We start from the raw sequence: 25108 nt of genomic DNA, 5'->3' as shown, positions 1-25108 counted from the left end.
TTGAGTGCCAACACCCAAACGCCTAAACTTGCTTCATCTTAGTGGCGCCCAAATCATTGCCGAGTGACCCGCAACGATTCAGCGCCTTCATCATTTGTTTTGTTCCGCAGCCCAATGGGCCAAGGCGACCCCGGTACGAGAATCCTCGATGTTGATCGACTTCCGCGGTACGCCACTGTACTGGATATGCCCGCCATAGCGTCCGGCATCGGGCCCGACGTCAATCAACCAATCGGCCTGACTGATGACGGCCAGGTTGTGTTCGATGATGATCAGCGAGTTACCCGCAGCGACCAATTGGTTGAACAGCTTGAGTAAGCGGTCGGTATCCTGTGAATGCAGGCCCGCCGTGGGTTCGTCCAACAAGTAGACGGTCCCTTCCTTACCCAGTTCGACCGCGAGCTTCAACCGTTGCACTTCCCCACCGGACAACGTGGTCAGGGGTTGAATCAACGTCAGATAACCCAGGCCGACCCGAGCCAAGTTGGCCAAGGGCTTGGCGACCTTGGGTGTATCGGCAAAGAACTTGCTAGCTGCTTTGACCGACATCTGGAGTACTTCGGCAATCGTCTTGTCATGGTAGGTGTACTGCAAGGCTTGGTCGCTGTAGCGTTGGCCGTGGCAGAGCTCACAGGTCTGCACGACCGGGTCCATGAAGGCCATGTTGGTGATGGTGACCCCTTTGCCCTTACACCGCGGGCAGGCGCCCTTGCCGTTATAACTGAACCAGCCGGCCGCCACGTGGTTGGCCTTGCCAAAGAGTTGGCGAATATGGTCCAAAATCCCCAGGTAGGTGGCGGGCGTCGAGCGAATGTTAATGCCCACCGGCGTTTGTGCCAGGTCGATATAGTCGGTCTTCAATTGGCGCTTGATGGCGCTGACCAACGAACTCTTCCCGGAACCAGCGACCCCCGAGATAACGGTCATGATACCCAAGGGGATGTCGACCGACACGTCGGCCAAGTTATTTTCGGACACGTGGGTCAAAGCCAGTTGTCCTTTTGCCGGTCGTTCCGGACCCCAAGTGTGCGGTTGACGTAACCAGTTGCCGGTCAACGTATCGGAAGCCAGGAGTTCGGGATAGGTCCCCGTAAACGTGATTTGACCGCCCTGTTCACCGGCCTTGGGGCCCATTTCGACCACGTAATCGGCAAACGAGAACATGGCCGGGTTGTGCTCGACCACCAGAATCGTGTTGCCTTTTTCCTTCAACCGCGTCAAAGCCTGCTTGATGAGTTGAATGTCGTGCGGGTGCAGGCCCACGCTGGGTTCGTCTAAGATATAGACCATGTCAACCAGCGAACTGGTCAGGTACTTGGCAATCTTGATGCGTTGCGCTTCCCCACCGGATAACGAGCTGGTCCCCCGGTCGAGAGTCAGATAGCCCAGGCCAATATCGACCAGTGATTGAATTTTGGTGGTCAGTTCCCGAACCACATCGGTGACTAACGGTTCGGTAATGGTCCGCAAAAACTTCAACACGTGATTCAAGTCTAAGGCGGAAACTTCGGCGATGTTCTGGCCGTTGATGGTCACCGTCAAAACTTCCGGCTTCAGCCGGCTCCCATGACAGGTCGGGCACGGCTTACGCGTGACAATGGCCGCAATCGCGTCACGGTGATGGGCCGCCTCGCGCTTGCCGATGATCGACCGGCGAATCCGCGGGACCAAGCCTTCATACAACGCGGTCCGGGGAAAATCTGGGCCAGGGTGTTTCAGGTGCTGTTGTGGCGCGTGCATTAACATCTCGTACTCCTTATCGGTGTAGTCTTTGATGGGCTTATCGTTATCGAACAAGCCGCTCAATGCGTACCGCCGCCAGCGCCAGGTATTAGGCGCGAAGCTCACGAAGGTGATGCCACCGTCGTTCAACGACTTGTTACCGTCGATCAGTTGCGATTCGTCGATATCGTCCACGTAACCCAGACCCTGACAGGTTGGACACATCCCTTGGGGTAGGTTGAACGAAAAGGTGTCCGAGTAACCGATAAACGGTTTCCCGATTCGTGAAAATAGTAACCGTAACAACGAATAGATTCCGGTGTAGGTCGCTAGCGTTGAACGGGCATTCTTACCTAATCGTTGTTGGGCGATGACAATGGCCACGGGCAAATGGTCGATGCGCCCCACATGGGGTTGCCCGTATTTGGGTAGGTACTGTTGCGTAAAACTGGGGAACGTCTCGTTCAATTCCCGCCGCGATGCCGCAGCAATCGTGTCAAAGACGAGCGACGACTTCCCCGACCCGGACAGGCCGACAAAGACCGTGGTACGGTACTTGGGCAACCGTAGACTCACGTGTTGCAGGTTATTTTGTGTCGCGTCGTTGACCGCGATATAACCCTGAGTAAATTCTTGAGTTGACATGATAATCTCCTCTCTTGACCGGATGTTTACTCCCCTCAGTGTAGCACGGCTGGCGGGACGCTTGCGACCAAAGCGTTTCGCGACTTTAGCCTGGACACAAACGCTTCGTAAGCAAAATTGACCAACTTCTTTAAAAAAACGATTATACTCAAATTAGTTCATTGAAAGGAGCTTTTGTGTATGTCATTTTTTAACCATCATTCACTCAACCTCCCCGCTGCCGTCCTCGCTGGCGGGCTGGCGGGAATCGTGTCCGGCCTCGTCAAGTTAGGGTGGGAAAATGTTTTGCCACCCCGCACCGAAGAACGCGATGCCACTAATCCACCGCAGACCCTGCTACAACAATTTGGGGTCCCTGAAAAATTGACCCACGCGACCTACCATTATTCTGGTCACGCTTTGCCATGGGTCAGCTACGTGATGCACTTTGGCTTTTCAACCACCTTTGCCGTGCTCTACCAAGTCTTAGGTGAAAAAATCCCGGCCATTAAAAAGGACGCCGGCACCTGGTTTGGCCTAACCATCTGGGTCGCTTTTCATTTAGGTATCATGCCAGCGATGGGAACCGTACCGTCCATCAAGGACCAACCCAAGACCGAACACATCTCCGAAGCGTTGGGCCACGTGGCTTGGATGGTGACTAACGACTTAGTCGGCGACGAAATCTATCGGCGACTCGTGGCCAAGAGCCGCCAGTAATACCTGAAAGGGGGGGCGTACTTATGCAACAAGCACCTTGGCAAACAAAGTGGCCCGAACGAATCAGCTACGGCATGAGCGATGCCGCAGATAACCTGGTCTTTCAAATGATGACCACTTACCTACTCTTCTTTTACACGGACGTTTACGGTCTTTCCGCTAGTAGCGCGGCCATTCTGTTCATCGTGGCCCGACTGGCCGACGTTGTGGAGAGCTTGATTATCGGGCTGATGATCGACCGCACCCATTCGAAATGGGGCAAGAGTCGGCCATTTTTCCTGTGGTATGCCCTCCCCTACGTGGCCTTTGCCGTGCTGACTTTCGTCACGCCCCCGTTCGGTGCGACCGGTAAACTCGTCTGGGCCTACGTCACCTACCTGGGACTAGGTTTCTTCTACACCGCGGTCAACCTGCCGATCACTTCGATCCTACCTACCCTGAGTCAAAACACCAAAGAACTCACGTTACTGGGGGTCGTTCGTCAATTTGGTGGTAGCGCCGTACAAATCATCGTGGCCGTCTTCACCCTACCTTTAGTCGCCTACTTCGGCCAGGGCAACCAGCAAAAGGGGTTCTTACTGACCATTGCCGTCTTTGGTGGCATTTCGCTGATTCTGATCTGGAACACGTTCTTTCAGGTCAAGGAACGCTTCACCAATCCCGAACACGCCCACCAATCCTGGAGCGCCGTTTGGCAAATGCTCAAGCAAAACCAGCCCTGGTTGGTGATGTCGGTGGTCATCCTGCTTTACTGGCTGACGACCGCTATCAAGAATCAGACCACGATTTACTACTTCAAATACTTACAAAATGATGAGGGCTTAGTCCCCTGGGCCAATGCCTTCACCTTTGCCTCACTGATTGGGGTCGTCCTCATCATCCATTCGGCCGGTCGCTGGGGCAAGAAACGCACCATGTTAGGTGGGATGGGCCTCGGGCTCATCGGTCAAGCCATCCTGGCACTGGGAACCACCCTCAACGTCTTACCGCTGATTTTCACCGGTACCCTGGTCAACGCCATTGGCAATGGGCTGATCATTGGTCTGGTCTCCATCATGATTGCGGATACGATTCGCTACGGGGCCACTCTGGGCATCCAAGCTGAGGGCATCCTGGCTTCGACCGACGACTTCGGGGTCAACGTGGGCCTCGGGCTCGGGGGCCTCATCACGGCTGGCCTGTTCCACCTCTCGGGTTACGCCGCCAACCAGACGCAAAACCTGGCGACCCAGCATATGATTGTTTTAAACTACGCGTGGTTGCCCCTGTTGTTGTATCTGGTGATGATTCTGGTCTTACTCCTTTACGATGATCACCGAATCCAGGCCGCGCTGACCAAAGAGCGCGAGTAACCCGGCTTGCTTGACGTCGCAATCTAAAAACTCCCACCGAACATTCAAACGTTCGGTGGGAGTTTTGTGAGCCAAAAGCAGGTTTTCCAAGACTTAGCCGGCTTGGGAAGCCTGTTGACTATCCTAAATTTAACCGTGATTACAGATTGCCATTGCCCAACCGACCCGGTTTTTCGTTGCCCCGGTTGGAGTTGCGGCGTTTATCATGTAAACTATCGAAACCAACAAAGCCCGCCGCGACCGCACGTTCATTGGCGCGGTGGAGCACTTCGATAAAGTGTTCCGCTTCATCACGGCCAAAGAAACCTAACCAGCGGTGGAACCGTTCGTCAGTGGCTTGGGCCAGATTACGTTGAACCCGGCTGCCCGCGGCAGTCAACGTAATGTACTTGACCCGCCGGTCGTTAGGATCGACCTTTTGCATCACGTAATTTTCCTTTAATAAAACGTTGACCTGCCGGGCGATAGCGCTCTTTGAGACGCCCTCCAGCTTGGCCAGTTCGACCAACGTCTGCCCATTTTTACTGCGCGCAATATTCTCCATGACCATGTAGGCCTCAAAGGTCAAGTTGTACTTTTGCGTCGGGATGGACACAAAATCCCCGATATACTTAAAAATGTGCATGTACAAGTCATCAAACTGCTTTTTCAACTCTTCTTCAGTTAGCGTTTCATTCGTTATCTCACTCATAATCTCTTCATTACTCCTTTTACGGCTCTTCTCCCGTTGCTATTAGTCGCGTGGCACCTCCGACGTGCACACCGATCACGTCATGTTGCTAAGTATATCACCTGCAGGACAATTAATCTGTAAATTAACTTATCCGATAAGATGAATGGTAAAGGTTCCCCTATCAGAACATATGTTCTATAATGGATATAAATTCGATAATCAAGGACGTGACCGCATTGCAACCTATTATTCAGACGTACACGTTACTCCACACAGCCTACCAGAACAACCAAATTACTTCGCTTACCATTCACGGCACCACCTATACCGGTACTGTGGATTTTCTCACAACGCAAACCGTCTATCTTGGTCTCCGTGCTGGTTATTCTTGCCAATTACCGCTAGGCCAGATCAGCCAGGCGCACTTACACCAATTGCAACCTTGGTGGTACCTTTACGATTAAGCGACGATATCCTCCTCATAGTATCACCTCTCCGCCAGCAAAAATAAACCCTTTTTTAAATATTGTCGCAATTTCTTTTACAATTCCGCTTAAATCAAGGTGGTGGGCGGAGACTGGCCTCCGCTTGCGCGCATTAATGTATAGCTGACACTAGTCTAATTATACCGCCAGTGACCCGTAAACGGCGACCACAAAATGGCGAACCTGGTAACATTACAAATCTTGTATAGAATAACTAATTGATAAATGCTAACCTTTTGCCCACTAAGTCTAATTATTCACGTAGTGGTTTAAAAAAGCCCTGACACCCTGCCTGGGCTTTTTTTGGTCCTGTTTTAAGTTATTTCAGTTCGACAAAGGCTCCGGGTAAGATTCCGGCCACCGTGGTCTCCGCCACAGCGCCCCGTTGATTCGTCAGGTAGACGGGGGCGTCCTGGTCGAAAAATTCAGCGATGACCTGGCGACAAATCCCGCACGGGGCAATCGGACCGTCCGTGTTCCCCGTGACTAAAATCGCCTGAAAGTGGCGTTCCCCCGCCGCAATCCCGCTAAAGATCGCGGTCCGTTCGGCACAGTTAGTCGCACCATACGAGGCGTTTTCGATATTGCAGCCACCATACACTTTGCCGCTCTCGCCGACGACCGCCGCGCCCACGTGGAAATGAGAATAAGGGGTGTAAGCTTTGTCCAACATTGCCGTGGCAACTTTGAGAAGTTCTGCTTGATTTACCATAATTGCTCCTCCTTAATTCTAAAACCAGTTAACACACTTATTGTGTCATAATTTCAAAGAAAGCGCTACCTTTTGCACAAAATTTCGATGTGTTTTTCAAGTCGCTCACCTGCCATGCCTGCTGGCCCCTAAAAATCCGGGGAAATTGAGGTAAATCTACAGCCAAAGCTGTGAGCTATGCTAAAATAATGACAACATTATAATGAGGAGTAACTAAACTTACCATGAAAACATTGCGGAGTATTTTAAGCTGGGTCGTCCCGATTGCCGTGGCGGTAATTCTGGTGGTCCTGGTGCGGAGCTATTTACTAGAAGTCGTCAAGGTTTCCGGTGACTCCATGACCCCTAATTTGGCCGACCAGGAACGGATGCTAGTCGTCAAGCCCCTGAGTGTCAAACGACTCAGCGTCATCGTCTTCGACGCCCATGGGGAGGATCCCAATGCCGCGCCCAATACCAACTACGTCAAACGCGTGATTGGGCTACCGGGGGACCGAATCGTCAGCAAAAACGGGACCATCTCCATCAACGGCCACAAGCTCAACCAATCATTCATCAGTGCTAGCGAACGCACCACGGGAACCGGCAACTGGACGTTACAAAGTCTGGCCAAGCAACATCACTGGGCCTACAAGGGTAAAGCCGTCCCTAAGGGCCATTACTTCGTTTTGGGCGACCACCGTAGCGTGTCCGAAGATAGCCGCGCCTGGGGTTACGTCGATGCCAATAAGGTCATGGGTGTCGTCAAGATTCCGTTTTGGCAAACGACCGCCACGTACCGCCACAACATCAATAGTTTGGCGCAATAGATAGAAAAAGCACAGCTTCCCGACCGTTTCCATGAGTCGGTGAGCTGTGCTTTTCGTTAGACTAAGTTCACAAAGCCGCGTTTCGAGTCGTTACCCACAGGCAACCCAGCTTTAATCTCGAAACGACCCGCTGAACTTCTAGCTTTAACTAAACATCTTCTTGGTGGCCCGCAACAAGGTCTTAGGATCCTTGTCGTAACGCGGCGTGTCCACCAGGTTATCCAGCGAAATACCAGCAAAGTGGTATGCCGCCATCTCTCCAGAACGGACCGCACTTTGTTCGGTGAAGACCATCTGGTACGGTTGTTCCGCGAACTCACCAGTGAAGGCTAAGTTCGTGGAGTGCGCCGGAATAACTTCCGGCCGGTCAGTCTTGGCCCGGTTGTTGAACAGGGCCGAAGCGTATGGCATGTAGACCGGAATGTTGTTGATGATACTATCGAGGATTTCTGGTTCCTTATCCTTGATGTTATTCGGTCCCGAATCAACCTTGGATAATTGGCCAATTAATTCTTGGGCCATTTCCTTCCCCGTCATCTTAATGTATGGTTTGTGGACGAATTCACCGGTCCGGCGTGGGTACAAGAAGTAACCCCAAATGACCGATTCGTTCGACTTTTGGGTCGTAAAGTGGGGTTGGTGGTGCACCACGATCGACATTCTCACGTCCTTGTTGCCCAACGGCGTAATCGGCGTCGTCGACAGGAACGAGTTCAACGCGTTCCCTGGTACCTGGGTAGTAATCCGGGTGATTTCGTTTAGCAATAGGTGGTTCTTGGTGGTCAAGGTGAAGCTGACCCATTCGGAACTCTTCCGGTCGTTAAAGAACTTGTCCGGCGTCCCCAGGTTGTAGAAGCGGTCCGTGGCTTTCTTCCAAAGGGCCGCGGAAATCCCGTATTCCATGTTTTCGGGGGCCGGCGTGTTGTAATCACCCATCGTAGCGGAGTCAGTAATCGATCCGTTGGTGAAGATGACCGCCGTGTCATCGTCGATGGTGACTAACTCTTCGTCACCCGATTCCACGTTCTTGACGTGAATGCCGGTGACCGTGATCTCATCTTGTAATTCACTATCGGCAAATTCCCAGTCCGTGACGATCCGGTTGGCCTTAAAGGTGACCCCTTCACCTTCCAGGTACTTAATCAATGGCAACATCATGCTTTCGAATTGGTTGTACCGGGTCCGGTTAACCCCGACTAAGTGTTCAATTTGCGTAAATTCATAAATCATTTGGTGCATGTAGCGTCGTAACTCTTGGGCGGAACTTTGCACCCGAAAGGCAAAGGTGGTTTCCCACATGTACCAGAAATTTGTCTGGAACATGTGTGGGTCATCCTTGAAGTACGCCGCAATCGTGACGTTATCTAACTTGGTCTCGTCCTCATCGGGCATCAAGACCAACTTCGATAAGAGGACCCGGTCCTTGTTGTTCAACCCAAGTTTGCCGGCATTTAAGATGCCCTTACCACCTTGAAGCAAGCGTGCCTTATCGAAGGTCCGGTGCTGCGCGTCGAAGTCGTGGGTATCTTCAGCAGCAGTCATCCCTGGTTCCGTGACGGATGGAATCCGGTCGAGCAGGTCCATCAAATCAACGTAGGTCCGGTAGTTCAACATCCGACCACCCCGAGCGACGTACCCCGTCGTATTTTCCATGGGATGGTTTTCGTTCCAGTATTCGTTGGTGAAGTCATCGGTCGGCCCACCATCGTTGGCACCGTGCATATCAGCCCCGTAGAACGTGATTTGGTTGCCGTTCCAATGACCCTCTTGAATCAAGTAAACGGCCGCGGCCATGTTGGCTAGCCCCGCGCCGATCATTACTGCTTTTGTCTTAACCATCAAAAACACCTCCGTATAGTCGTAGCGCTTCCACCCCTTCATTATGCAAGCCCACCCCCACTTTGTAAAGCAATTACCCGTCGGCATCATCCCGCTTTTACGAGCCACCGACGAGCAGACTTAGGGGCAAATCGCCGCTGACTGGACATCAAAAAAGCGGTACCGACTACCGGTCCCGCTCTTCCTTCATCCAGATTCCTGCTGCTAATCAGCGGCCTTGAAGGCCCCGGCGGTCAACTTGGAAGCCAAGACGAAGCCCTTGGTCTTCTGGTTGGTCACGTAGAGGTACTTTACGGTCTTCTTGTGGCGCTTGATGGTGATTTTCTTGGTGGCGTAGAAGGTCTTTTGAACTGGTAACGTCCCCTTCTTAATCAGCGTCACTTTAGCCTTATCCGCCGCAAATTTTCCCTTGTAGAAAGCTGGTGCCTTGGCCTTGAAGTGGTACGCACTCTTCTTGATGGTCTGAGCACTGACCAGGTTGTAAGTGGTGCCTTTGGCCTTCGCTGCCTTAACGATCTTTTCGGTCGTAGCCGTGGTGGTCACTTTCTTAGTTGCCGACTTTTGGACCACGGCTCGCTTGGCCGCTTTCTTGGCTGCACCAGCCGTTAAATGTTTGGCAGCGACCCAGCCCTTAACTTTAGCGTTGCCCGTCTTCACATAGGTGTAGGTGACGCTCTTGGCCTTTGATGTCCTGGTCGCTTTAGCTTTGACTACGATCTTCTTGGTCGCGTAGTAAGTGGTCCCCGTCTTCAGGGTTCCCTTCTTCGACAACGTGACTTTAGCCCGATCCGCCGCAAAAGCTCCCGAATACAGTGCTGGCCGGCCCGCCTTAACGTGGTAGGCCGCCTTCTTCAACTTAGTCGCTGATTGTAACGCGTAGGTCGTCTTTTTGGCCGCTTTTTTCGTCGCCGCAAAGGCGGTCGTCGTGTTCGTTGCGGGTGCGATGACCCCTAACCCCAGTGGTAACACCATCGCGGCCGCAGCAGCGACCAATGCAACTTTTTTCATCATAACGACTCCCCCTAGCAAATAGTTAAAACGCTGAACCCATTGCTGGATTCAGGAGACATTATAGCACCCCCCTTGAGTAGGGTTAACGTTAGCCCTCCGGGGACTGACGTTTTTTCCATTTTATGACCGCCTCAGGATTAAGCCAATTAACTAAGGGACTAAAAACCCGCCACAACGGGATTTCTCGTCATGACGGGTTCGGATTATTGATTAAGTTGTTTCGTAATTGTCTTGGCAATCAGCGACGTGAAGTAACGGTTCCCGTAGTCGTTCGGGTGGACATTATCCTTCACGAACCAGGACGAGTGGTCCTTCGCCGTCGTGTACCAGTCGATCACGTGGACGTTCGGGTACTTCTTGGCCGTCTTGTGAATCATCGCGTTGACCTGGTGCTGCCATTCACGCGTTGGCACGTGGGCCGTGACCCAGAAAATCTGGTGATCTTTGCCAATGCCGTGCACGATTTGGTCAGCCTGGTCTTGCGTGATGTTCCCGTTGGTCCCAATGTTGACCAAGACGTTCTTAGCCAATTGGCCCCGACTCGACAAGCTTGAGATGACGCCTGGCATAGCCGATGCTTGCCGGCCAACTTCACCATTGACCACGGCGCCCGGAAAGACTTCTTGCAGGTCGCCAGAATCATCCAGTAAGACGGAATCTCCCACCGCCGTCAGCGGTGTTTGCTTACTGGTGGTTAATTCCTCGGCATTCAGGAAGTAATACTTAGCGGTCTTCTGGTCCTTCTTGGACATCTTCGAGAAAGCCACCGCCTTGTCGTGCTTCTCCCTTTTCGCCTTCGCTTGCGCCTTGGCTAATTCCCGTTGTTTCTTGGCCGCCGCGGAATTTTGCTTCTGCGCAGCCGCTTGCCGCTTGGTGATCGTCTTTTGTAAGGCGGTCGGCTTGGCGCCGCCGGCCGGTTGTTGGACGAAGCCTACTGCCGTCAGTGCAAAGCACGCTACGGCGATGACGCTCAACACGCTAGTTGCCCGGTGAGACAACGGGTGCGACACGGCTCGCCAGAGATCGTGGCCCAGTTGCCGGTATTGGTAATGCCGCAACGGGTTTTCGACAAAGCGATAACTCAATTCAGTGACCACCATAATCAACGCCACTTCAATCAAGGCGTGAATCAGGGGGTGGTTCCCAATATTATGCACCCGGGCTTCGTAGAAAATCATCACGGGGAACTGGTACAAGTAAATCCCGTAACTGCGTTTTCCCACGTAGCTAAACACCTTGTTGGACAAGATGCGGTTCATGTCGCTCCCGGGATGGGCCACCGTGGCCACCAAAATGGCGGACATCATCGTGAACCAGAACATGCCACCGCGGTAGGTACTAGCTGCCTGCCCGTTCATGGTAAAGAACAGATAGATCGTGCCCGCTAAGGCAACTAACCCCAACCCATCTAGCATGAATCGGTGCGTCTGACTGATGTTATCCCGCAATTTATACGCGGGCCAGATAAAGGCCATGGCCGCCCCAATCAAAATGGCGAACATCCGCGTATCGGTCCCATAGTAGACCCGGTTCAGGTTCGTTGGGTCGTACAATAAGCCCATGGCAATGGCCGATAAGATGGCCCCCACCATCAACACGATTGCGTCCTTGACCCGACTTCTGAAGAGCAATAACAGCCCCACGACCACCAACGGCCAAACCAGATAAAACTGCCCTTCAATGGATAAGGTCCACAAGTGCGTGAACGGTGATTCGCCATTGAAACGGTCGAAGTATGACTGTCCGTGATTGATCTCGAACCAGTTGTACAGGTAGGTCAAGTTCGATACGATGGTCCCACGAATATTGACCAATAAACTCCGTTGAAACAGGGTAATATAGGCTGTCGTTCCCAAAATCATGGTGACCAACGCCGGATAAAGCCGTTTGACCCGACGCCCATAAAAGCTTAAGAAAGCGACACGCTTACTATGTGTTTCCCATTCCTGGATCAATAAGTATGTTACCAGGTAACCCGAAATCAAGAAGAAAATCGGGACCCCCAAATAACCACCCTGCATGGAAGATGGCGCAAGGTGATAGATAATCACCCCTAGTACGGCTAGGGTGCGCAACCCATCGAAGCCCGTAATATAGCGGCGTTTGCCAGCACGTTGACTTCGAAATGTTGCTCGTGTCAAACGTGTGCGCGTTTGGTCCATATTTTTTCCCCCTCAATTAGTGCCAGTTAGATAATACTCCCCCAAGGTTGTATCTCTGAACGGTAGATGCAAGTTGTCATCTGTCTCAGTTAATCGACACCACCCTGTAATTTCCAAAAAGGAGTGGTTCGGAAAGTCCGAATCACGCCTTATTAAGTCAAATTCAATGGTTTGTCAACAACTTTCCTCATCAACACACTAATTCTATAATGTTTTGTAACCTGAAACAACGGTTTTTGGCCAAATACTTAAATTGTAAAATTTGCCGCTAGCGCTTACGGGGACGCGGGGTCATCAAAAACCACCACTAGCCCCTTAATTCTAACGGTCCCCATTCGTTTAGTCGTTAAATCATCGAAATTAGGTCACTTACTAAACCGGTCATTTCCTAGATTCGGCATGGTATACTATAAGGAAGCGTTGCCATTGACCAAGTGCCTTGATAATTCACCACTTGGCAAGTTAGCATGGCGTCTGATTATGGTCCACCGACATTTATCAGTACTGGTTTTCAACTTATCAAAAAACGACTACACTAAACCCCATACTTATCCCGAGTCCGCTCTCTGATTGCGGTCCAACTTTATTTTCGCTCACCAGGTCATCTCCAGCCTGGAGATACTCGGGTAAACCAGTTCTGAGCGCTTCCAAGCGACCATCAACAACCACTTTACTTGTTATCACGTTCCCTAAAAGCCTAAGGAGGAATTCAGTATGTCTCAAGTTGTGCCCTTTACCCCCACTGCTGTTCGCCGCTTTCCAAAGGTGGAACTGCATTGTCACTTGGATGGCTCCCTGTCTCTCCCGGCATTACGCCAAATGGCCGCCGTGAGTGGTGCCAGCCTTCCCACCGATGATACGGCATTGCGCAAGTTAGTCACGGCCCCCATCGAAACGGTGAGTTTGATCGACTACTTGAAACGGTTCCAAATCGTAACTGATTTGATGCAGACGCCGGAACAACTCGAAATCGCCGGGTACGATATGGTCCAGACCGCTGCCAAGGATGGTCTAATCTACTTGGAGACGCGCTTTGCGCCCGCTATTTTCACCGACCAAGGACTGACTGTGAGTGAAGCCTTGAGCCACGTCTTGACGGGACTGCACCACGGGACCCAGGACTTTGGGGTGCCGGTCAACGCCATCGTTTGTGCCATGCGCGACCGGCCCGTGACAGAATGTGCCGACGTCTTCACGACCGCCGCGCAGTTCGCTGACCAGGGCGTCGTCGGTTTAGACTTTGCCGGCGATGAATTCAATCACCCGACCCACGACTTGCTTCCAGCCATCGAAGCCGCGTTGGCGACGGGACTCCCACTGACCTTACACGCCGGGGAAGCCGGACCAGCCAGTAACGTGGCCGAGGCCCTAACTTTGGGTGCCAGTAGGATTGGCCACGGGGTGCACATGAGTGGTCACCCCCAGATCATCACCCAGGCCAAAGCCCAAGGTGCCACTATCGAGTTGTGTCTGACCAGTAATCTCCAGACCAAGGCCATCACCGGGTATGCCGACTTTCCGCTCAGTGAATTTCTCAGCGCCGGTCTCCCCGTGACCATCAACACCGACGACCGGACGGTTTCCAACGTCGATCTGACCGGCGAGTTCTTGACCCTTCACACCCACTACGGTCTGGACTGGTCATTACTCGAACAGGTCACGTTAAACGCCATCGACGGCGCCTTTGTTCCCGAAGAAGATAAGACGGCCCTCCGCAACCAAGTCCGTGCGGCCACCAACCAACCCAGTTAAGCGTATTGCTACCGGAAATCATTTCCGGCGACTCTTTATATCGTTAAAGTAACTCTTGTCAAAGGAGATGTGTTTTTCATGTCAAAAATCCTCTATCCCTACCAGGACGCCTTCGAACGCGACCTTGACCGCCGAGAAATCGCCGCGGCGACCAAGGATGAGTACACGGCCACCCTGCAGGACTTTTTCCACTACCTCGAACACTTCAACCCGACTTACCAACGTGAGCACCGGGTCAATCAACTCCAGACCCAGGACGTCGAGCAATACCTGGCTATGTTGATCGCCAATCGCGAAATTCAAAATCAAACCTATAATAAGGTGTTGTCTCACCTAAACGTCTACTTCAAGTTCTTGTTCTCGCACAACTGGACGCCCTACCTGCCCACGTTGGATTTGAAAAGCAAGCCCAAACAAAATGACCGGCCCATCAATTATCAGTGGGTCGATAACTTAGACGACTGGCTGGCCAATCCACAGTTACACGTTTACACCCGCGCGGCGATGTTGCTGACCACCAAGGGTTATCCGGTCCAGGTCTACCTGAAGCCCAACTTCACCGCACACCTCAAGACCAGCGACTGGCCCAGCAACCAGCAAGCCTTTTTGACCCGGCTACGGGCCTTTTTGGAACCCTTGCAGACACGCTTCCAGTGTCCCGACTGGTTCCTAAAACAACGGGCCGCGACCGACCCACACCTGACGCTGCCTGGGTTACACAAGTACCTCCGCCCGGATGAGGCCGTGACCCACTTCAGTCTCAGTCCCAGCGTGCTATACCAAGGTTACTTAGTTAACTATCTGCGACGGCATCCCGAACTGAGCGACCAGGCCGCCGTGGCGGCGTTACACCTTGATCCTGGCGCCATCGATTATTACCGGCGTTTGGCCCGTCACGCCGATTAACGATTTTGCGCGTCACTTTCCCCTCACCCAAGCTATAATGAAGCTGGTAAACTAATTGGGGGGATTTACATGCGACGACATTGGCTGATTGGGGGCCTCAGCCTACTGTGTTTAGCCGGAATCTGGGGTGGGTTCGCCTGGCACCAGCACCGACTGGCGGCCACGGCGACCCAACCACAAGCGACCCGGACCACGCAACACGATCAAGCGACGACCAACCGTGCGGCGGCCAAACCCACGACTACCACCTGGCACCACCTTAAGCACCCGCTCAAGCTGCCGATTTTGATGTACCACAGCCTGTCGACGGGGAATCAGCTCCGGGTACCGCCAGCTCAATTCGCGCGAGAGATGGCTTACCTTAAACGGCATCACTACCGCACGCTGAGTGCCGCGGAAGCCGTGCGGGCCTTGACCACGAATTCAGTGCCCGCCCGTCACGTGGTCTGGATCACGTTAGACGACGCCTACCGCGACAACCTCACGGCGGGGCTGCCCATTTTACAACGTGACCACTTGCACGCCACCATCAACGTGATTACCGGCTTCACGCATAAATCAAACCACCTGACTTTGGCGCAAATGACCAAAATGGCAACCACTAACCGGGTGGACTTCGCCAGCCACACGGTCCAGCACCTCGATCTAGACGAGTTATCGACTTCCCAGCAACGCCGGGAACTGAGCGCTTCTAAGACTTGGCTGGACACTCACCTGCACCAACAGACCCAGGTGCTCTGTTATCCTGCCGGGCGCGCTAACGCCACGACTCGCCGGCTGGCCCGGCAAGCCGGGTATAAAGTTGCGTTGACCACTAATGAAGGCGTCGCGCAACTCAGCCAGGGACGCTATAATCTGGCCCGCTTACGGGTGACGCCCGGGATGTCGACGGCGACCTTTGCAACGCTATTGGCCGTCACGAACCCATAGCGCCCCATCCCTGAATTGGGGGCTTATTATTAAATTTGTAAGCGGTTACGATTGCATTGTAACGGGCTTGCGCTTAGAATGAAGATGTTGAGGAACTACGAGGAGGTCTTTCAAATGGGGAGCACGTTAACCATCGTTTCTTGGACCGTCATGCTACTATTAATCGGCGGTGAAATTATTCGTGGCATCTTTATGTTTCGGCACTAATCAGGCCAATGACCGGGCATTTGCACCGGCCTTTTTGATTCCAGCTTCCTCGCTGAGCGTCACTTGACGCCCCTCAACTGCAACACAACCCAAAAAAGGAGACCGCGACAACGGCCTCCTTTTTCAATAACAGGTTTATCTCTAATCTTTAGTTAGTGTATCAAGAAACGGCGTGGCCGTCAAAGACCGCTAGCAAACACCGCGGTCTGCGTCGTCAGCGTCCGCAAGAGCGGGGCTGGTTCGGTCTTAGTCGTCTTAAAGGCCTGGTGACTGGTGAACAACGTGGCCGTGTCTTGCGCGTAATAGGTGACATGCTGCGTCAACCCGGTCTGTTGGTCGGCCACGGTCAATTCCCCAACCGGATCACCGGCTTCGATCTGACCGCGTTTAAGTTCGGCCGCAGTCAACTGAGGACTAAACGAAGTCTTGACGTTGGCGTCTTCTTGACTCTTGGTCCAGGTACCAACCTGACTGGTCTTCGGCGTGGCGGTGACCTTGGTCCCATTGACCAGGGTTACCGTACGGGCATTAACCGATGTTGCGTGTAACTGGTAGGTCTGCTTGACCTGCTTAATCAGCTTGTTCATCGCAGAGAACGTGGTATCGCCCCCCAGAATCGTGGCGATCATGCGCTCACCGTTGACCTTAAAGGTCGCCGTGTAACAAAGCTTGGCATTTTCCGTGTAACCGGTCTTCAACCCATCGATTTGGCTGGCCGCCTTATACTGGGACTGGCCCGGCAAGCAACTGTTTTCGTTGTAGATCTTCGTGCCGTTGACCTTGGCCTGGGTGCGACTGGCAATCTTGGTAATCGTCGGGTCGGCTTCCAACAGGTGTTGGGCCACAACCGTGATGGCTTTCGCCGAAACTAAGTTTTGTTCACTGGCCCCCGTGCCAGGTAAGCGGTAATGATAATCCTTCAAATCAGAATTATCCAGTCCAGACGAACTGATGAAGTGGGCGTCTAAGCCCCAGTCTTGGCTCTGCTGGTTCATCTGGTCGATGAAAGCACTATTGCTTCCCGCGACATAATCCCCCAGAGCTGAAGCGGCACTGTTGGATGACGCGACCATCGCCGCGACCACCAAATCCTTGACCGTAAACTTATCTTTAGCAGTCATCCGCAATGAGGAGTACACTGAGCTGTGGCTCAACCGAATCAGTTGATGATCGATGGGGACTTGATCCGTCCACTTGATTTTGCCGTTGTCGATGGCTTTGACCGTCAAGTAGACCGTCAACAGCTTACTCAGCGAGGCAATGGGGTACTTTCGATTGGCATTTTGCTGGTAAAGCACCTGGCCACTTTGGGCGTCCATCACGTACGCAGAGCGTGCAGGAACTTTGGAAACCGCCGCGCTGGCCGATTGCGCCGGTCCGCCCGCGGTTAACCCCGCCATGATGGTGACACCCAGGCTTACCCGGACTAGCCAGCGTTTTAAACCTTTCACGAGTTAAACGCTCCTTTCAAATATCACAATTCTTCTTATTATACAAAGTTTCCCCCACCCTGTGTCAATCCCCCACAATCTTGCCAAAATTTTAAGGTCTTAGAAATCCTTTTATACCGCGGCGTGAGACCGCTAGCTTGACAGGCTTGGCCGCCCGTTGTACACTCTATGCAACAGTTAAGACTACGTTTGTAAACAAAGAAGGGGTTATCTCATATGGTTACCACAGAACTGACTGCCACGATTTCCGATGCCGAATGGCGCGTGATGCGGATTGTCTGGACGCTAAAAGAAACTGATAGTCACACCATTATCGATTTATTGTCTAAACAACATGATTGGAAGGCCCCCACCATCAAGACGTTGATTGGCCGCCTGGTTAAAAAAGGCACCCTCGCCGCCACCAAACAGGGCCGGCAATACCGCTACACACCCCAAATCAGTGAACAAGCGGCCATGGACGCCGCTCTCTTGAACGAACTCGACCAGATGTGTGCCATGCACCGGGGAACGGCGCTGGTCCACGTGGTCGACCAACTCGAACTGAGCCACAACGACGTGCAAACTTTGATTGACCACTTAGAAGCCAAGTTACCGACGGCGCCGGATAGCGTCCCGTGCGACTGCTTACCGGCGGATTGTGAAAGGAGTTGCGAGTCATGACGAAACACCAAATGGATAATGACGAGATGGATCACATGCAAATGGATGAGCATTCCCAAATGGCCATGAACGACCACAGCCAAATGGGCCACCACGACATGACCATGGGTGATATGGACATGGGCAACGGTCACATGATGCACATGGGCAATCTGAAACGAAAATTTTGGGTCTCCTTAGTGTTGACCATCCCGATTTTATTGCTTTCCCCCATCATGGGGAAACAGTTGCCGTTTCAACTGACCTTTCCTGGAAGTGACTGGGTCATCGCTGTGATTGGGACTATCCTGTTCTTCTACGGTGGAGCACCCTTCTTTAGCGGAGCCTACGGCGAACTCGCCAGCAAGAAACCAGCCATGATGACCTTGATCACCATGGGGATTGGCGTGGCTTACATTTATAGTATCTACTCGCTCATCGCCAACGATATCTTTCACGTGACCCCGACCGTTACGAACTTCTTCTGGGAGCTCGCGACCTTGATCGACATCATGTTGCTGGGCCACTGGGTCGAAATGAATGCCGTGATGAATGCAGGATCCGCCGTCGATGCTCTGGGTAAATTGTTGCCGCAAACGGCACACGTCGTGGGTGACGACGGTAAAACGACTGACGTCAACTTGGCCGACTTAAAGACCGGCCAAACCGTGGAGGTCCGCGCTGGCGAACAAATTCCCGCCGACGCCACGATCTTGAATGGGAGTTCCGCCGTCAACGAATCACTGGTGACTGGTGAAGCTGCCGCGGTCAAGAAGACCAAGGACGACCAGGTCATCGGGGGCTCGGTCAATGGTGACGGTACGTTTACCGCCAAGGTCACCGGAACTGGCGATTCGGGGTATCTGGCCCAGGTCATGACCTTGATTCAAAATGCTCAGGACGCCAAGTCGGCCTCCGAAAACCTGGCTGACCGGGTCGCGGGTTACCTGTTCTATGCCGCCTTAATCGTCGGTATCGTGGCCTTCGTGGTCTGGTTAGGGCTGACAAATCTGACCACGGCGTTGCCCGTTGCGGTGGCAGTCTTCGTCATCGCCTGCCCCCACGCTTTGGGACTCGCTGTGCCGTTGGTCGTGGCCCGTAGCACCTCATTGGCCGCGCAAAACGGGCTGTTACTGCGGAACCGGGACGTCTTGGAACAAGTTGGACACTTAAAGTACGCTTTGATGGATAAGACCGGGACCCTCACCCAGGGTCACTTTACGGTCAACCACGTGCAAAGTTTAACGGACCAAGCCAGTGACCACGATATTTTACAGCTGATGGCCAATCTCGAAAGCGGTTCCAGTCACCCCTTAGCAACGGGGATTTTGACTGCCGCCAAGGACGCCGACTTAACGGTCAAGGCCGCAAAAGATGCCAAGCAAACCACCGGGGTCGGTCAATTTGGAACCATCGACGGCACGACCTACGGCTTAGTCGCTGTCAATTACCTCGACAAACACAATCTGGACTACGACCACGACCAGTTCAAGTCTCTGGCCGCTGAGGGTAATTCCATCAGTTTCCTGGTCACCGACGATCAAGTCTTAGGGTTAGTCGCTGAAGGGGATCAAGTCAAGCCGACCGCTGGTAAATTGATTAAGGCCCTGAAGCGCCATGGCATTACCCCGGTCATGTTAACTGGGGATAATCGGGAGACCGCCGACAAGGTAGCCCACGCCGTTGGTATCGACGACGTGCAAGCCCGCCTGTTGCCTGAGGACAAGGAAAAGTTGGTCCAAGAGTACCAGCAACGCGGCAAGGTCCTCTTTATCGGTGACGGGGTCAACGATGCCCCCAGCCTGGCCCGCGCCGATATCGGTATGGCGATTGGCTCCGGGACCGATGTCGCCATCGAAGCCGCCGATGTCATCTTAGTGGCCAGCAAGCCGGCCGATGTGATTCAGTTCTTAGCATTGGCCCGCGCCACCAACCGCAAGATGACCGAGAACCTCTGGTGGGGGGCTGGGTATAACCTAATTGCCATTCCCCTCGCCGCCGGGATTCTGGCACCTATCGGCTTCATCTTGAACCCAATGGTCGGGGCTATCGTCATGTCGTTGAGTACCGTTATCGTGGCTATCAACGCGTTGACGTTACACTTAGAGAAAATCGATTGAGCTTCGGCTTAAACTCAGTTTAGCGCAAACACCGTCAAACCCTTTCCGTTTGGCGGTGTTTTTGGTGTCTTGGTAATTTGTGTGTCCCAACATGAAAAAGGCCGGGAACTTTTTGAAGGGGTCATCATGGTTAAATCACTAACACTGAAGTGTCCCTTCATTTCATTTCCGGCCTTTCGGTCATTCACCATGTATGGCACCGTCATTTCATTGCCAACGTCAAAACACGTGTGTTTGGATATCAATTCTGGGTCCCATGATAATCTTTTGCGTAATCAACTCGTTATAAATCGCTTGGCCAAAGTACTGGCTACTTTGGGCATCAAAGTGGAAGTCATCGCGTAAGGTTGCGTGTTGGAGGTCAATCACGTGCAGGTCAGAGTCTTCTTGAGCCAATCGTAACAATCCCGCTTCTACCGTGGGGTCATACTGCTTGGAGTGGTGACTGATTGTCCCACAGATAATCGGGAGATCCGGCTTGCCCACAAACTCGCGACAGGCTTGAAATACAGCCTTTAAATTGTGGTAGTAATTGACCGGTGACACGGGAGAGAAGGTGCCCCGGTCGCCCTCTCCTTGGTGCCAAAGCATCGCTTGAATATCCAATTCATCCTGTGACGCTTGCAGGCAAGTCTGAACCAATCGCTTAAATTGTAAAAGCAATGAATGGCCCGGACTTTCCAGTTGACTGATATCTGCGGTCCAGTGGTCGTTGAACTTACCCGCTTCCCCATGAACGTCGATCGAGGTGCCGCCTTCGGAACACTTCATCACGTACAAATCGTACTTGGCGACCTGGGTAATCTGGTAATACGTAACTAAATCAAAACCCCAGCGATTATCTGACAGGTCACTAGCCTTCAAGGTTGGCTGGAAGACCCCTTCTTCATGTTGTGGGGTGTCATTACTACAGTAATGACAGTTGGTCAGTGGTAACGCCATTGCCGAAGGTAGCTCCGTGAGTGGTACCCGTCCGTCGATGTTCGACTGCCCCGCTGAAATCAAAGCTAATTTTTTCGCCGTTGCCATACGACTAATCTTCTTTCATACATTCATTTTGTATCACGACTTCTGTCAGGACTTCGAATGCTTCTGGGTTTCTATCCCCTTCGCTAGTAATCGTGACGCCAGCTCATGATCATCGTAAGCCTGATGGGTATTGGATAGTAACATAATGCGAGCATCCCCCTTGGTCATGAGGTAGTGGCGTTCCCATTGATCTTCGTCTGGTCCATCCCCCGTTATACGGAGATACCCCGCCAACGTCTTAAGGACCTGAATCGTCAATGAAATGTTCGTGTAGCAATCATTGTCGTAGAAGTGAGCCCACTTTTTAAGCGGATTGGATTGCCAAGCGGTCAAAATTCGTTGTAACGCCTGCTCTGCGGCGTCAATCTGCAGAAAAGCTGTAATCAAGTTTGGCGACTCTGGTTGGGTTGCAGCCTTAAACGCCGTCAACGTTCGTTGTAACGCCTCACTAGCGGCCGCATGAACGACCACACTCAACCACAAGTCGTTATACAGCCGATTAGCGTCCATCGTTGGTAAACTGGCCATTGCGGTTTGAATTTGCTGGTCCAGCCGGATAAATGGCGTGACGTGTCCGTGAAGCAGGTCCGCAATTTCGTCTAATTCCGCCTGAAGTGGCTTATCCCCCGTCAGCCAGGTCATAGCGGTCAATTGTTGGCTGTGGGCCAACCAAGCCGCCACGATTTTCCGTAGGGTGTAAGTGTAAAATTCGTCACCGGCCTTTTGGTCCGCTAACTGGCCGTAATTGAAAACCGTCGTGAAGTAGCGTTGATACAACGCCACGATCTTTTGCTGATTGGTCTCATAATACTGTTGCACGTAGGTGGTCAAGATGTCTGCGGTAGAGCGGACCTTAAAGTCCGTTCGCCACGATTGGGCCATGAGTGCTAAGAAAAGGATACTGGGCTTGATATTCCCCGTGTTACACAACACAAAGTCATCCATTCCAGCCTGGTGAACTTTATCCAATTCTGCCGCTACCGTATGGGGATCAATCTGCAACAGAGTCAAGAAATTCGATGCTTGTAAATCATGAAAGGCAACGTGGTAGTAAATCCCTTGCGATAGATTAGGATTCTGTCCGCTTAACACATCCGTCCGCGGATCGTCCTCGCCTTGCCGGCGTGACACCATCTTCCCGTAACCGTTATCCGCCCAAATCTGAATCACGTCTTGGGGGATCTTGATGAGACCCGCATGGTACAGCCCCGTTAACTCACCGTAAATATTGATGGCACATTGGGCATCCGGCACTGCCGCTTTGACCAGCCGATATTGCGTTTGAATCACATCGTTAATGACCTTGGCCCGGTCCGCTAACGTGTAGTGGTGGTCATCGTCTAACCAGAACGGTCGGTCACCCTGGCCCCGAAAACCCAAGGTCCACACAGTTTCGCTATCTTGTTGTTCCGCGATGGCCTTTTGCCATAAGCTCTTAAATAGGTCCGGGTGCTTAACGTACGATGCCGTTAAATCGGGATAGACCCGCGCAAACATTTGCGCACCCAAAGGTTCAGCGTGGTGATGGGTCACAATCAGCCCCATGGCTGCCGCGATTGCCCGGTGCGCGTGCGCATTGTTCCCCGTTCCCGGAATAATGATATTGCCACCGCAACGTAAAAGCGTCTCGTACACCATCTGCCAAACATTTTGGTTGGATTCTTGATATTGCCAATGATTTAAAAGAACTTCATCGTTAACGAACCACCCGCGATAGCTGACCCGATAATCGGGAAGCTTGAGTCGTGTAGGATTTCCCACAACGGCTTGCGGTACTTTTTTTGGCAACTTATCCAGCCAAAACCAAAAGTCGTTGACTTTCAGCACATTCTTGGAAATAGCCAACGCACCATACATCACCCCCCGAAGCGTACCAGATTGTACGACTAAGTGTGCCGCATCGGGTTGCGCCACGCTAAACTGTTCTGTTCTGGGTAACGCTGATGTGACTCGAAGGTCAATCTCATTATCAGTCTGTATTGTTGTCACCGTCATTTGAATGTCCCGAGTCAAAATTTGGGCGGCATTTCGTAAAACATCATTACCAAAATCCGTCACGATACGGGTAGCCTTTGAAATGACAAATTCTTCCATCATAAATCCCTCTTTTATTTCATTAAGATCAATTTAATCCACAATAAGAGCCAAAAAGCGGTACAACGTTTGCGAAACGACCATTTACTTCCAGTATCGCTTTCGCTACACTTATATTGTAAGCGCTTAACTTGACGTATTCCTTGCATTTATGCTATTAAACCTTACAAAAAAGGGGGTAATTTTTTGATTGATAATCTATCGATTGACGGGACCATCCCCATGCCCGTCTTCTGTAATCACGTCACTAGCCGGCACCATAATAGTCCGCTGCACGTTCATCCTCACCACATTGAAATGTTGCTATTGCTTTCCGGCAATGCGAGTTTTTACACGGAGAAACAGGCCTTCTTGCTCCTACCACGAACACTCGTCTTGGTTCCAAATGGCGTGTGGCATTGTATCTTGACCCACGACGACACACCTTACGAACGTGTGTACATCAATATCGAGCTTAACCTAATTCACCAATTATCGACTACCCGTACTAATTTATTGAAGTGTTTTGACCGTGCTCGGCATCAAGAAGTTGGTACTATGGCGTTGAATGAACAAGAAAGTACGCGGTTCACATCACTCTGCGATAACCTCGTTGACGTTATCGACCAACAACACGATGCGGCCGATATTTATCAACGTATCCTCCTGACCGAAATTCTACTGCTCGGTAACCAAGTGGCGCCGGTCCCACAACACCGGGAAAACCAAATGCCTCAACTCTTTTCAAAAATCATGCAATACATTGCCGAAAATATCGCGGGGGATTTACGATTATCGGCTCTAAGTCATCACTTTTATTTAAACCCCAATTATATTGACAAGTACTTCAAGAGCCAGATGAACATCTCTATCCACACCTACGTCATCGAAAAACGCATCGAGCTAGCCAAGCAGCTACTCGGGGGCGGTGAAAGTGTTGGCGAGACCAGCGTCCACTGTGGGTTTAGGAATTACAGTAGTTTTATCCGCACGTTTAAACAACACGTCGGCCAGTCGCCTGGTAAATATAAACAAACTCACCAACGAAAAACGCCACTATCCTAAAACTAGTTTGAAATAAAATGCTAAAGTGCACCGCCTTTAACTGAAAGATCCATTTGCAGGTGGTGCCCTTTTTAAATTATTTCAGTATCCGTATATGGTACCGAAACGTGTGCCAAAAGGCCGTTAGTTGCGCTTAGTTCAAATCCCGGGGATTCCATCAACCATAACGACCCACAAGTTTCGTTATAAAAAAAGGTCCCCGCTCCCAAGCGAAGACCCGCTCAACGCCTCATATAGAGGGAATCCTTAGGATGATGGTAGCCGCCGGACGACCCGTCTACTAAATTTGTTGACGGTGGGCGCCGGTCAAACCGCCGCCCACCTTGTCTGTAGTCTACCTGATTGGACCCCGTCACCTTGGCCGGGCCACTCAGTAAAGCAAGTCAACAACGTTTGCCCCTCAGCCACTAAGGGCCTCAAAACGACCGGTAGATTATTAGGGCTCTGATTGCTCTAAGCCAGCCGTAATTTTGATTAGCTGCCAAGCGTAGCCGTTGACGTTCGCGCCATCATCGTGAAAATCTCAGTTGATAATCCCAGGACATCGTTGATTTCTTGAAACTAAGTGTTGTCCCTTGGTCATCTCACAACTCAAAATAGCGTCAATGAATTTTAGCCATCAACACAAAATATCATAGACCTCAGATTAAAGGCCGCATCGATTATAAATAAGTTATTTTCTCTCGGGTGCTATGTATTCAACAAACTCAATAACCACGATGGCAACCAACAATCCAATAAACTTCCGCTTTAAGCTTGCCCAGTCGAATCTAAAAGTTGCTGGCCAAAGGAGAGGCAAAACAACTGCCATGATCCCTACCGTC

At 51.9% G+C, this 25108-nt stretch carries 19 protein-coding genes; 10 read left to right on the top strand and 9 right to left on the bottom strand.

Annotation, left to right across the window (positions count from 1 at the left end; genetic code table 11):
- Nucleotides 1-90: 90 nt before the first annotated feature.
- Nucleotides 91-2367, bottom strand: coding sequence for an ATP-binding cassette domain-containing protein (locus H3M12_RS04580; RefSeq protein WP_182150981.1), 2277 nt, complete (start codon nucleotides 2365-2367; stop codon nucleotides 91-93).
- A gap of 180 nt (nucleotides 2368-2547) precedes the next feature.
- Between H3M12_RS04580 and H3M12_RS04575 the strand changes: the two genes are divergently transcribed.
- Both H3M12_RS04575 and H3M12_RS04570 read left to right on the top strand, forming a co-directional pair.
- Complete coding sequence (locus tag H3M12_RS04575; protein WP_129032786.1) at nucleotides 2548-3066, top strand: DUF1440 domain-containing protein; 519 nt, start codon at nucleotides 2548-2550, stop codon at nucleotides 3064-3066.
- 23 nt (nucleotides 3067-3089) lie between these two features.
- A complete protein-coding gene (locus tag H3M12_RS04570) occupies nucleotides 3090-4418 on the top strand; it encodes an MFS transporter (RefSeq protein ID WP_182150980.1) in 1329 nt (442 codons plus the stop codon).
- A gap of 139 nt (nucleotides 4419-4557) precedes the next feature.
- Here H3M12_RS04570 and H3M12_RS04565 read toward each other — a convergent pair whose 3' ends face one another.
- Nucleotides 4558-5109, bottom strand: coding sequence for a MarR family winged helix-turn-helix transcriptional regulator (locus tag H3M12_RS04565; RefSeq protein ID WP_129032784.1), 552 nt, complete (start codon nucleotides 5107-5109; stop codon nucleotides 4558-4560).
- Between the two features lie 218 nt (nucleotides 5110-5327).
- On the opposite strand from H3M12_RS04565, the gene H3M12_RS04560 reads away from it, so the two are divergent.
- Nucleotides 5328-5555 carry a hypothetical protein gene (locus H3M12_RS04560; protein ID WP_129032783.1) on the top strand — a complete coding sequence of 76 codons (228 nt, stop codon included), beginning with the start codon at nucleotides 5328-5330 and terminating at the stop codon, nucleotides 5553-5555.
- Nucleotides 5556-5895: 340 nt separating this feature from the next.
- On the opposite strand, the gene H3M12_RS04555 is transcribed toward H3M12_RS04560, so the two are convergent.
- A complete protein-coding gene (locus H3M12_RS04555; protein ID WP_129032782.1) occupies nucleotides 5896-6288 on the bottom strand; it encodes a cytidine deaminase in 393 nt (130 codons plus the stop codon).
- Between the two features lie 224 nt (nucleotides 6289-6512).
- Between H3M12_RS04555 and lepB the strand changes: the two genes are divergently transcribed.
- Nucleotides 6513-7097: a signal peptidase I gene (gene lepB, locus H3M12_RS04550; protein ID WP_129032781.1), complete on the top strand. Its 585-nt coding sequence runs from the start codon at nucleotides 6513-6515 to the stop codon at nucleotides 7095-7097.
- Nucleotides 7098-7241: 144 nt separating this feature from the next.
- Here the strand turns inward: lepB and H3M12_RS04545 are convergent, their stop codons facing one another.
- The 3 genes from H3M12_RS04545 to H3M12_RS04535 form a co-directional block, all read right to left on the bottom strand.
- Nucleotides 7242-8936: an oleate hydratase gene (locus tag H3M12_RS04545; RefSeq protein WP_182150979.1), complete on the bottom strand. Its 1695-nt coding sequence runs from the start codon at nucleotides 8934-8936 to the stop codon at nucleotides 7242-7244.
- A 204-nt stretch (nucleotides 8937-9140) separates the two neighbouring features.
- Nucleotides 9141-9944: a hypothetical protein gene (locus H3M12_RS04540; protein WP_225423529.1), complete on the bottom strand. Its 804-nt coding sequence runs from the start codon at nucleotides 9942-9944 to the stop codon at nucleotides 9141-9143.
- Between the two features lie 206 nt (nucleotides 9945-10150).
- On the bottom strand, nucleotides 10151-12109 hold the full coding sequence (locus tag H3M12_RS04535) for an acyltransferase family protein (protein WP_182150978.1): 1959 nt from the start codon (nucleotides 12107-12109) through the stop codon (nucleotides 10151-10153).
- Nucleotides 12110-12823: 714 nt separating this feature from the next.
- Between H3M12_RS04535 and add the strand changes: the two genes are divergently transcribed.
- The 3 genes from add to H3M12_RS04520 all read left to right on the top strand — a co-directional run bounded on the left by add (nucleotide 12824) and on the right by H3M12_RS04520 (nucleotide 15697).
- Nucleotides 12824-13861 (top strand): adenosine deaminase, encoded by a 1038-nt coding sequence (gene add, locus H3M12_RS04530; RefSeq protein ID WP_129032777.1) that lies wholly within the window; start codon nucleotides 12824-12826, stop codon nucleotides 13859-13861.
- Nucleotides 13862-13939: 78 nt separating this feature from the next.
- Nucleotides 13940-14767, top strand: a complete 828-nt coding sequence (locus H3M12_RS04525; protein WP_129032776.1) for a site-specific integrase — start codon at nucleotides 13940-13942, stop codon at nucleotides 14765-14767.
- Nucleotides 14768-14836: 69 nt separating this feature from the next.
- Entirely contained in the window at nucleotides 14837-15697 is an 861-nt protein-coding gene (locus tag H3M12_RS04520; protein WP_182150977.1) for a polysaccharide deacetylase family protein, read from the top strand.
- Nucleotides 15698-16083: 386 nt separating this feature from the next.
- Here H3M12_RS04520 and H3M12_RS04515 read toward each other — a convergent pair whose 3' ends face one another.
- Nucleotides 16084-17355: a D-alanyl-D-alanine carboxypeptidase family protein gene (locus tag H3M12_RS04515; RefSeq protein WP_182150976.1), complete on the bottom strand. Its 1272-nt coding sequence runs from the start codon at nucleotides 17353-17355 to the stop codon at nucleotides 16084-16086.
- A 216-nt stretch (nucleotides 17356-17571) separates the two neighbouring features.
- On the opposite strand from H3M12_RS04515, the gene H3M12_RS04510 reads away from it, so the two are divergent.
- Together H3M12_RS04510 and H3M12_RS04505 are read left to right on the top strand one after the other, a co-directional pair.
- On the top strand, nucleotides 17572-18018 hold the full coding sequence (locus H3M12_RS04510) for a CopY/TcrY family copper transport repressor (RefSeq protein ID WP_182150975.1): 447 nt from the start codon (nucleotides 17572-17574) through the stop codon (nucleotides 18016-18018).
- A 35-nt stretch (nucleotides 18019-18053) separates the two neighbouring features.
- Nucleotides 18054-20117: a heavy metal translocating P-type ATPase gene (locus H3M12_RS04505; protein ID WP_404820028.1), complete on the top strand. Its 2064-nt coding sequence runs from the start codon at nucleotides 18054-18056 to the stop codon at nucleotides 20115-20117.
- A gap of 219 nt (nucleotides 20118-20336) precedes the next feature.
- On the opposite strand, the gene H3M12_RS04500 is transcribed toward H3M12_RS04505, so the two are convergent.
- On the bottom strand, nucleotides 20337-21146 hold the full coding sequence (locus tag H3M12_RS04500; protein ID WP_129032771.1) for a sialate O-acetylesterase: 810 nt from the start codon (nucleotides 21144-21146) through the stop codon (nucleotides 20337-20339).
- 45 nt (nucleotides 21147-21191) lie between these two features.
- Nucleotides 21192-23240 carry a glycosyl hydrolase 115 family protein gene (locus tag H3M12_RS04495; protein ID WP_233449223.1) on the bottom strand — a complete coding sequence of 683 codons (2049 nt, stop codon included), beginning with the start codon at nucleotides 23238-23240 and terminating at the stop codon, nucleotides 21192-21194.
- A gap of 186 nt (nucleotides 23241-23426) precedes the next feature.
- On the opposite strand from H3M12_RS04495, the gene H3M12_RS04490 reads away from it, so the two are divergent.
- Entirely contained in the window at nucleotides 23427-24284 is an 858-nt protein-coding gene (locus tag H3M12_RS04490; protein WP_129032769.1) for a helix-turn-helix transcriptional regulator, read from the top strand.
- The last annotated feature ends 824 nt before the right edge of the window (nucleotides 24285-25108 follow it).

Origin of the sequence: Levilactobacillus suantsaii, assembly GCF_014069315.1 — a bacterium.
Lineage (GTDB): Bacteria > Bacillota > Bacilli > Lactobacillales > Lactobacillaceae > Levilactobacillus > Levilactobacillus suantsaii.
The sequence above is the reverse complement of the archived record's forward strand: the minus strand, read 5'-3'. Positions and strand labels throughout refer to the sequence as shown.

Excerpts from the sequence above, each read along its gene's own strand:
- H3M12_RS04540 (WP_225423529.1), bottom strand. The coding sequence starts at position 9,944 with ATGAAAAAAGTTGCATTGGTCGCTGCTGCGGCCGCGATGGTGTTACCA.
- H3M12_RS04525 (WP_129032776.1), top strand. The coding sequence starts at position 13,940 with ATGTCAAAAATCCTCTATCCCTACCAGGACGCCTTCGAACGCGACCTT.
- H3M12_RS04510 (WP_182150975.1), top strand. The coding sequence starts at position 17,572 with ATGGTTACCACAGAACTGACTGCCACGATTTCCGATGCCGAATGGCGC.
- H3M12_RS04555 (WP_129032782.1), bottom strand. The coding sequence starts at position 6,288 with ATGGTAAATCAAGCAGAACTTCTCAAAGTTGCCACGGCAATGTTGGAC.
- H3M12_RS04565 (WP_129032784.1), bottom strand. The coding sequence starts at position 5,109 with ATGAGTGAGATAACGAATGAAACGCTAACTGAAGAAGAGTTGAAAAAG.
- H3M12_RS04495 (WP_233449223.1), bottom strand. The coding sequence starts at position 23,240 with ATGGAAGAATTTGTCATTTCAAAGGCTACCCGTATCGTGACGGATTTT.
- lepB (WP_129032781.1), top strand. The coding sequence starts at position 6,513 with ATGAAAACATTGCGGAGTATTTTAAGCTGGGTCGTCCCGATTGCCGTG.
- H3M12_RS04575 (WP_129032786.1), top strand. The coding sequence starts at position 2,548 with ATGTCATTTTTTAACCATCATTCACTCAACCTCCCCGCTGCCGTCCTC.
- H3M12_RS04505 (WP_404820028.1), top strand. The coding sequence starts at position 18,054 with ATGCAAATGGATGAGCATTCCCAAATGGCCATGAACGACCACAGCCAA.
- H3M12_RS04570 (WP_182150980.1), top strand. The coding sequence starts at position 3,090 with ATGCAACAAGCACCTTGGCAAACAAAGTGGCCCGAACGAATCAGCTAC.
- H3M12_RS04520 (WP_182150977.1), top strand. The coding sequence starts at position 14,837 with ATGCGACGACATTGGCTGATTGGGGGCCTCAGCCTACTGTGTTTAGCC.
- H3M12_RS04535 (WP_182150978.1), bottom strand. The coding sequence starts at position 12,109 with ATGGACCAAACGCGCACACGTTTGACACGAGCAACATTTCGAAGTCAA.
- add (WP_129032777.1), top strand. The coding sequence starts at position 12,824 with ATGTCTCAAGTTGTGCCCTTTACCCCCACTGCTGTTCGCCGCTTTCCA.
- H3M12_RS04500 (WP_129032771.1), bottom strand. The coding sequence starts at position 21,146 with ATGGCAACGGCGAAAAAATTAGCTTTGATTTCAGCGGGGCAGTCGAAC.
- H3M12_RS04580 (WP_182150981.1), bottom strand. The coding sequence starts at position 2,367 with ATGTCAACTCAAGAATTTACTCAGGGTTATATCGCGGTCAACGACGCG.
- H3M12_RS04545 (WP_182150979.1), bottom strand. The coding sequence starts at position 8,936 with ATGGTTAAGACAAAAGCAGTAATGATCGGCGCGGGGCTAGCCAACATG.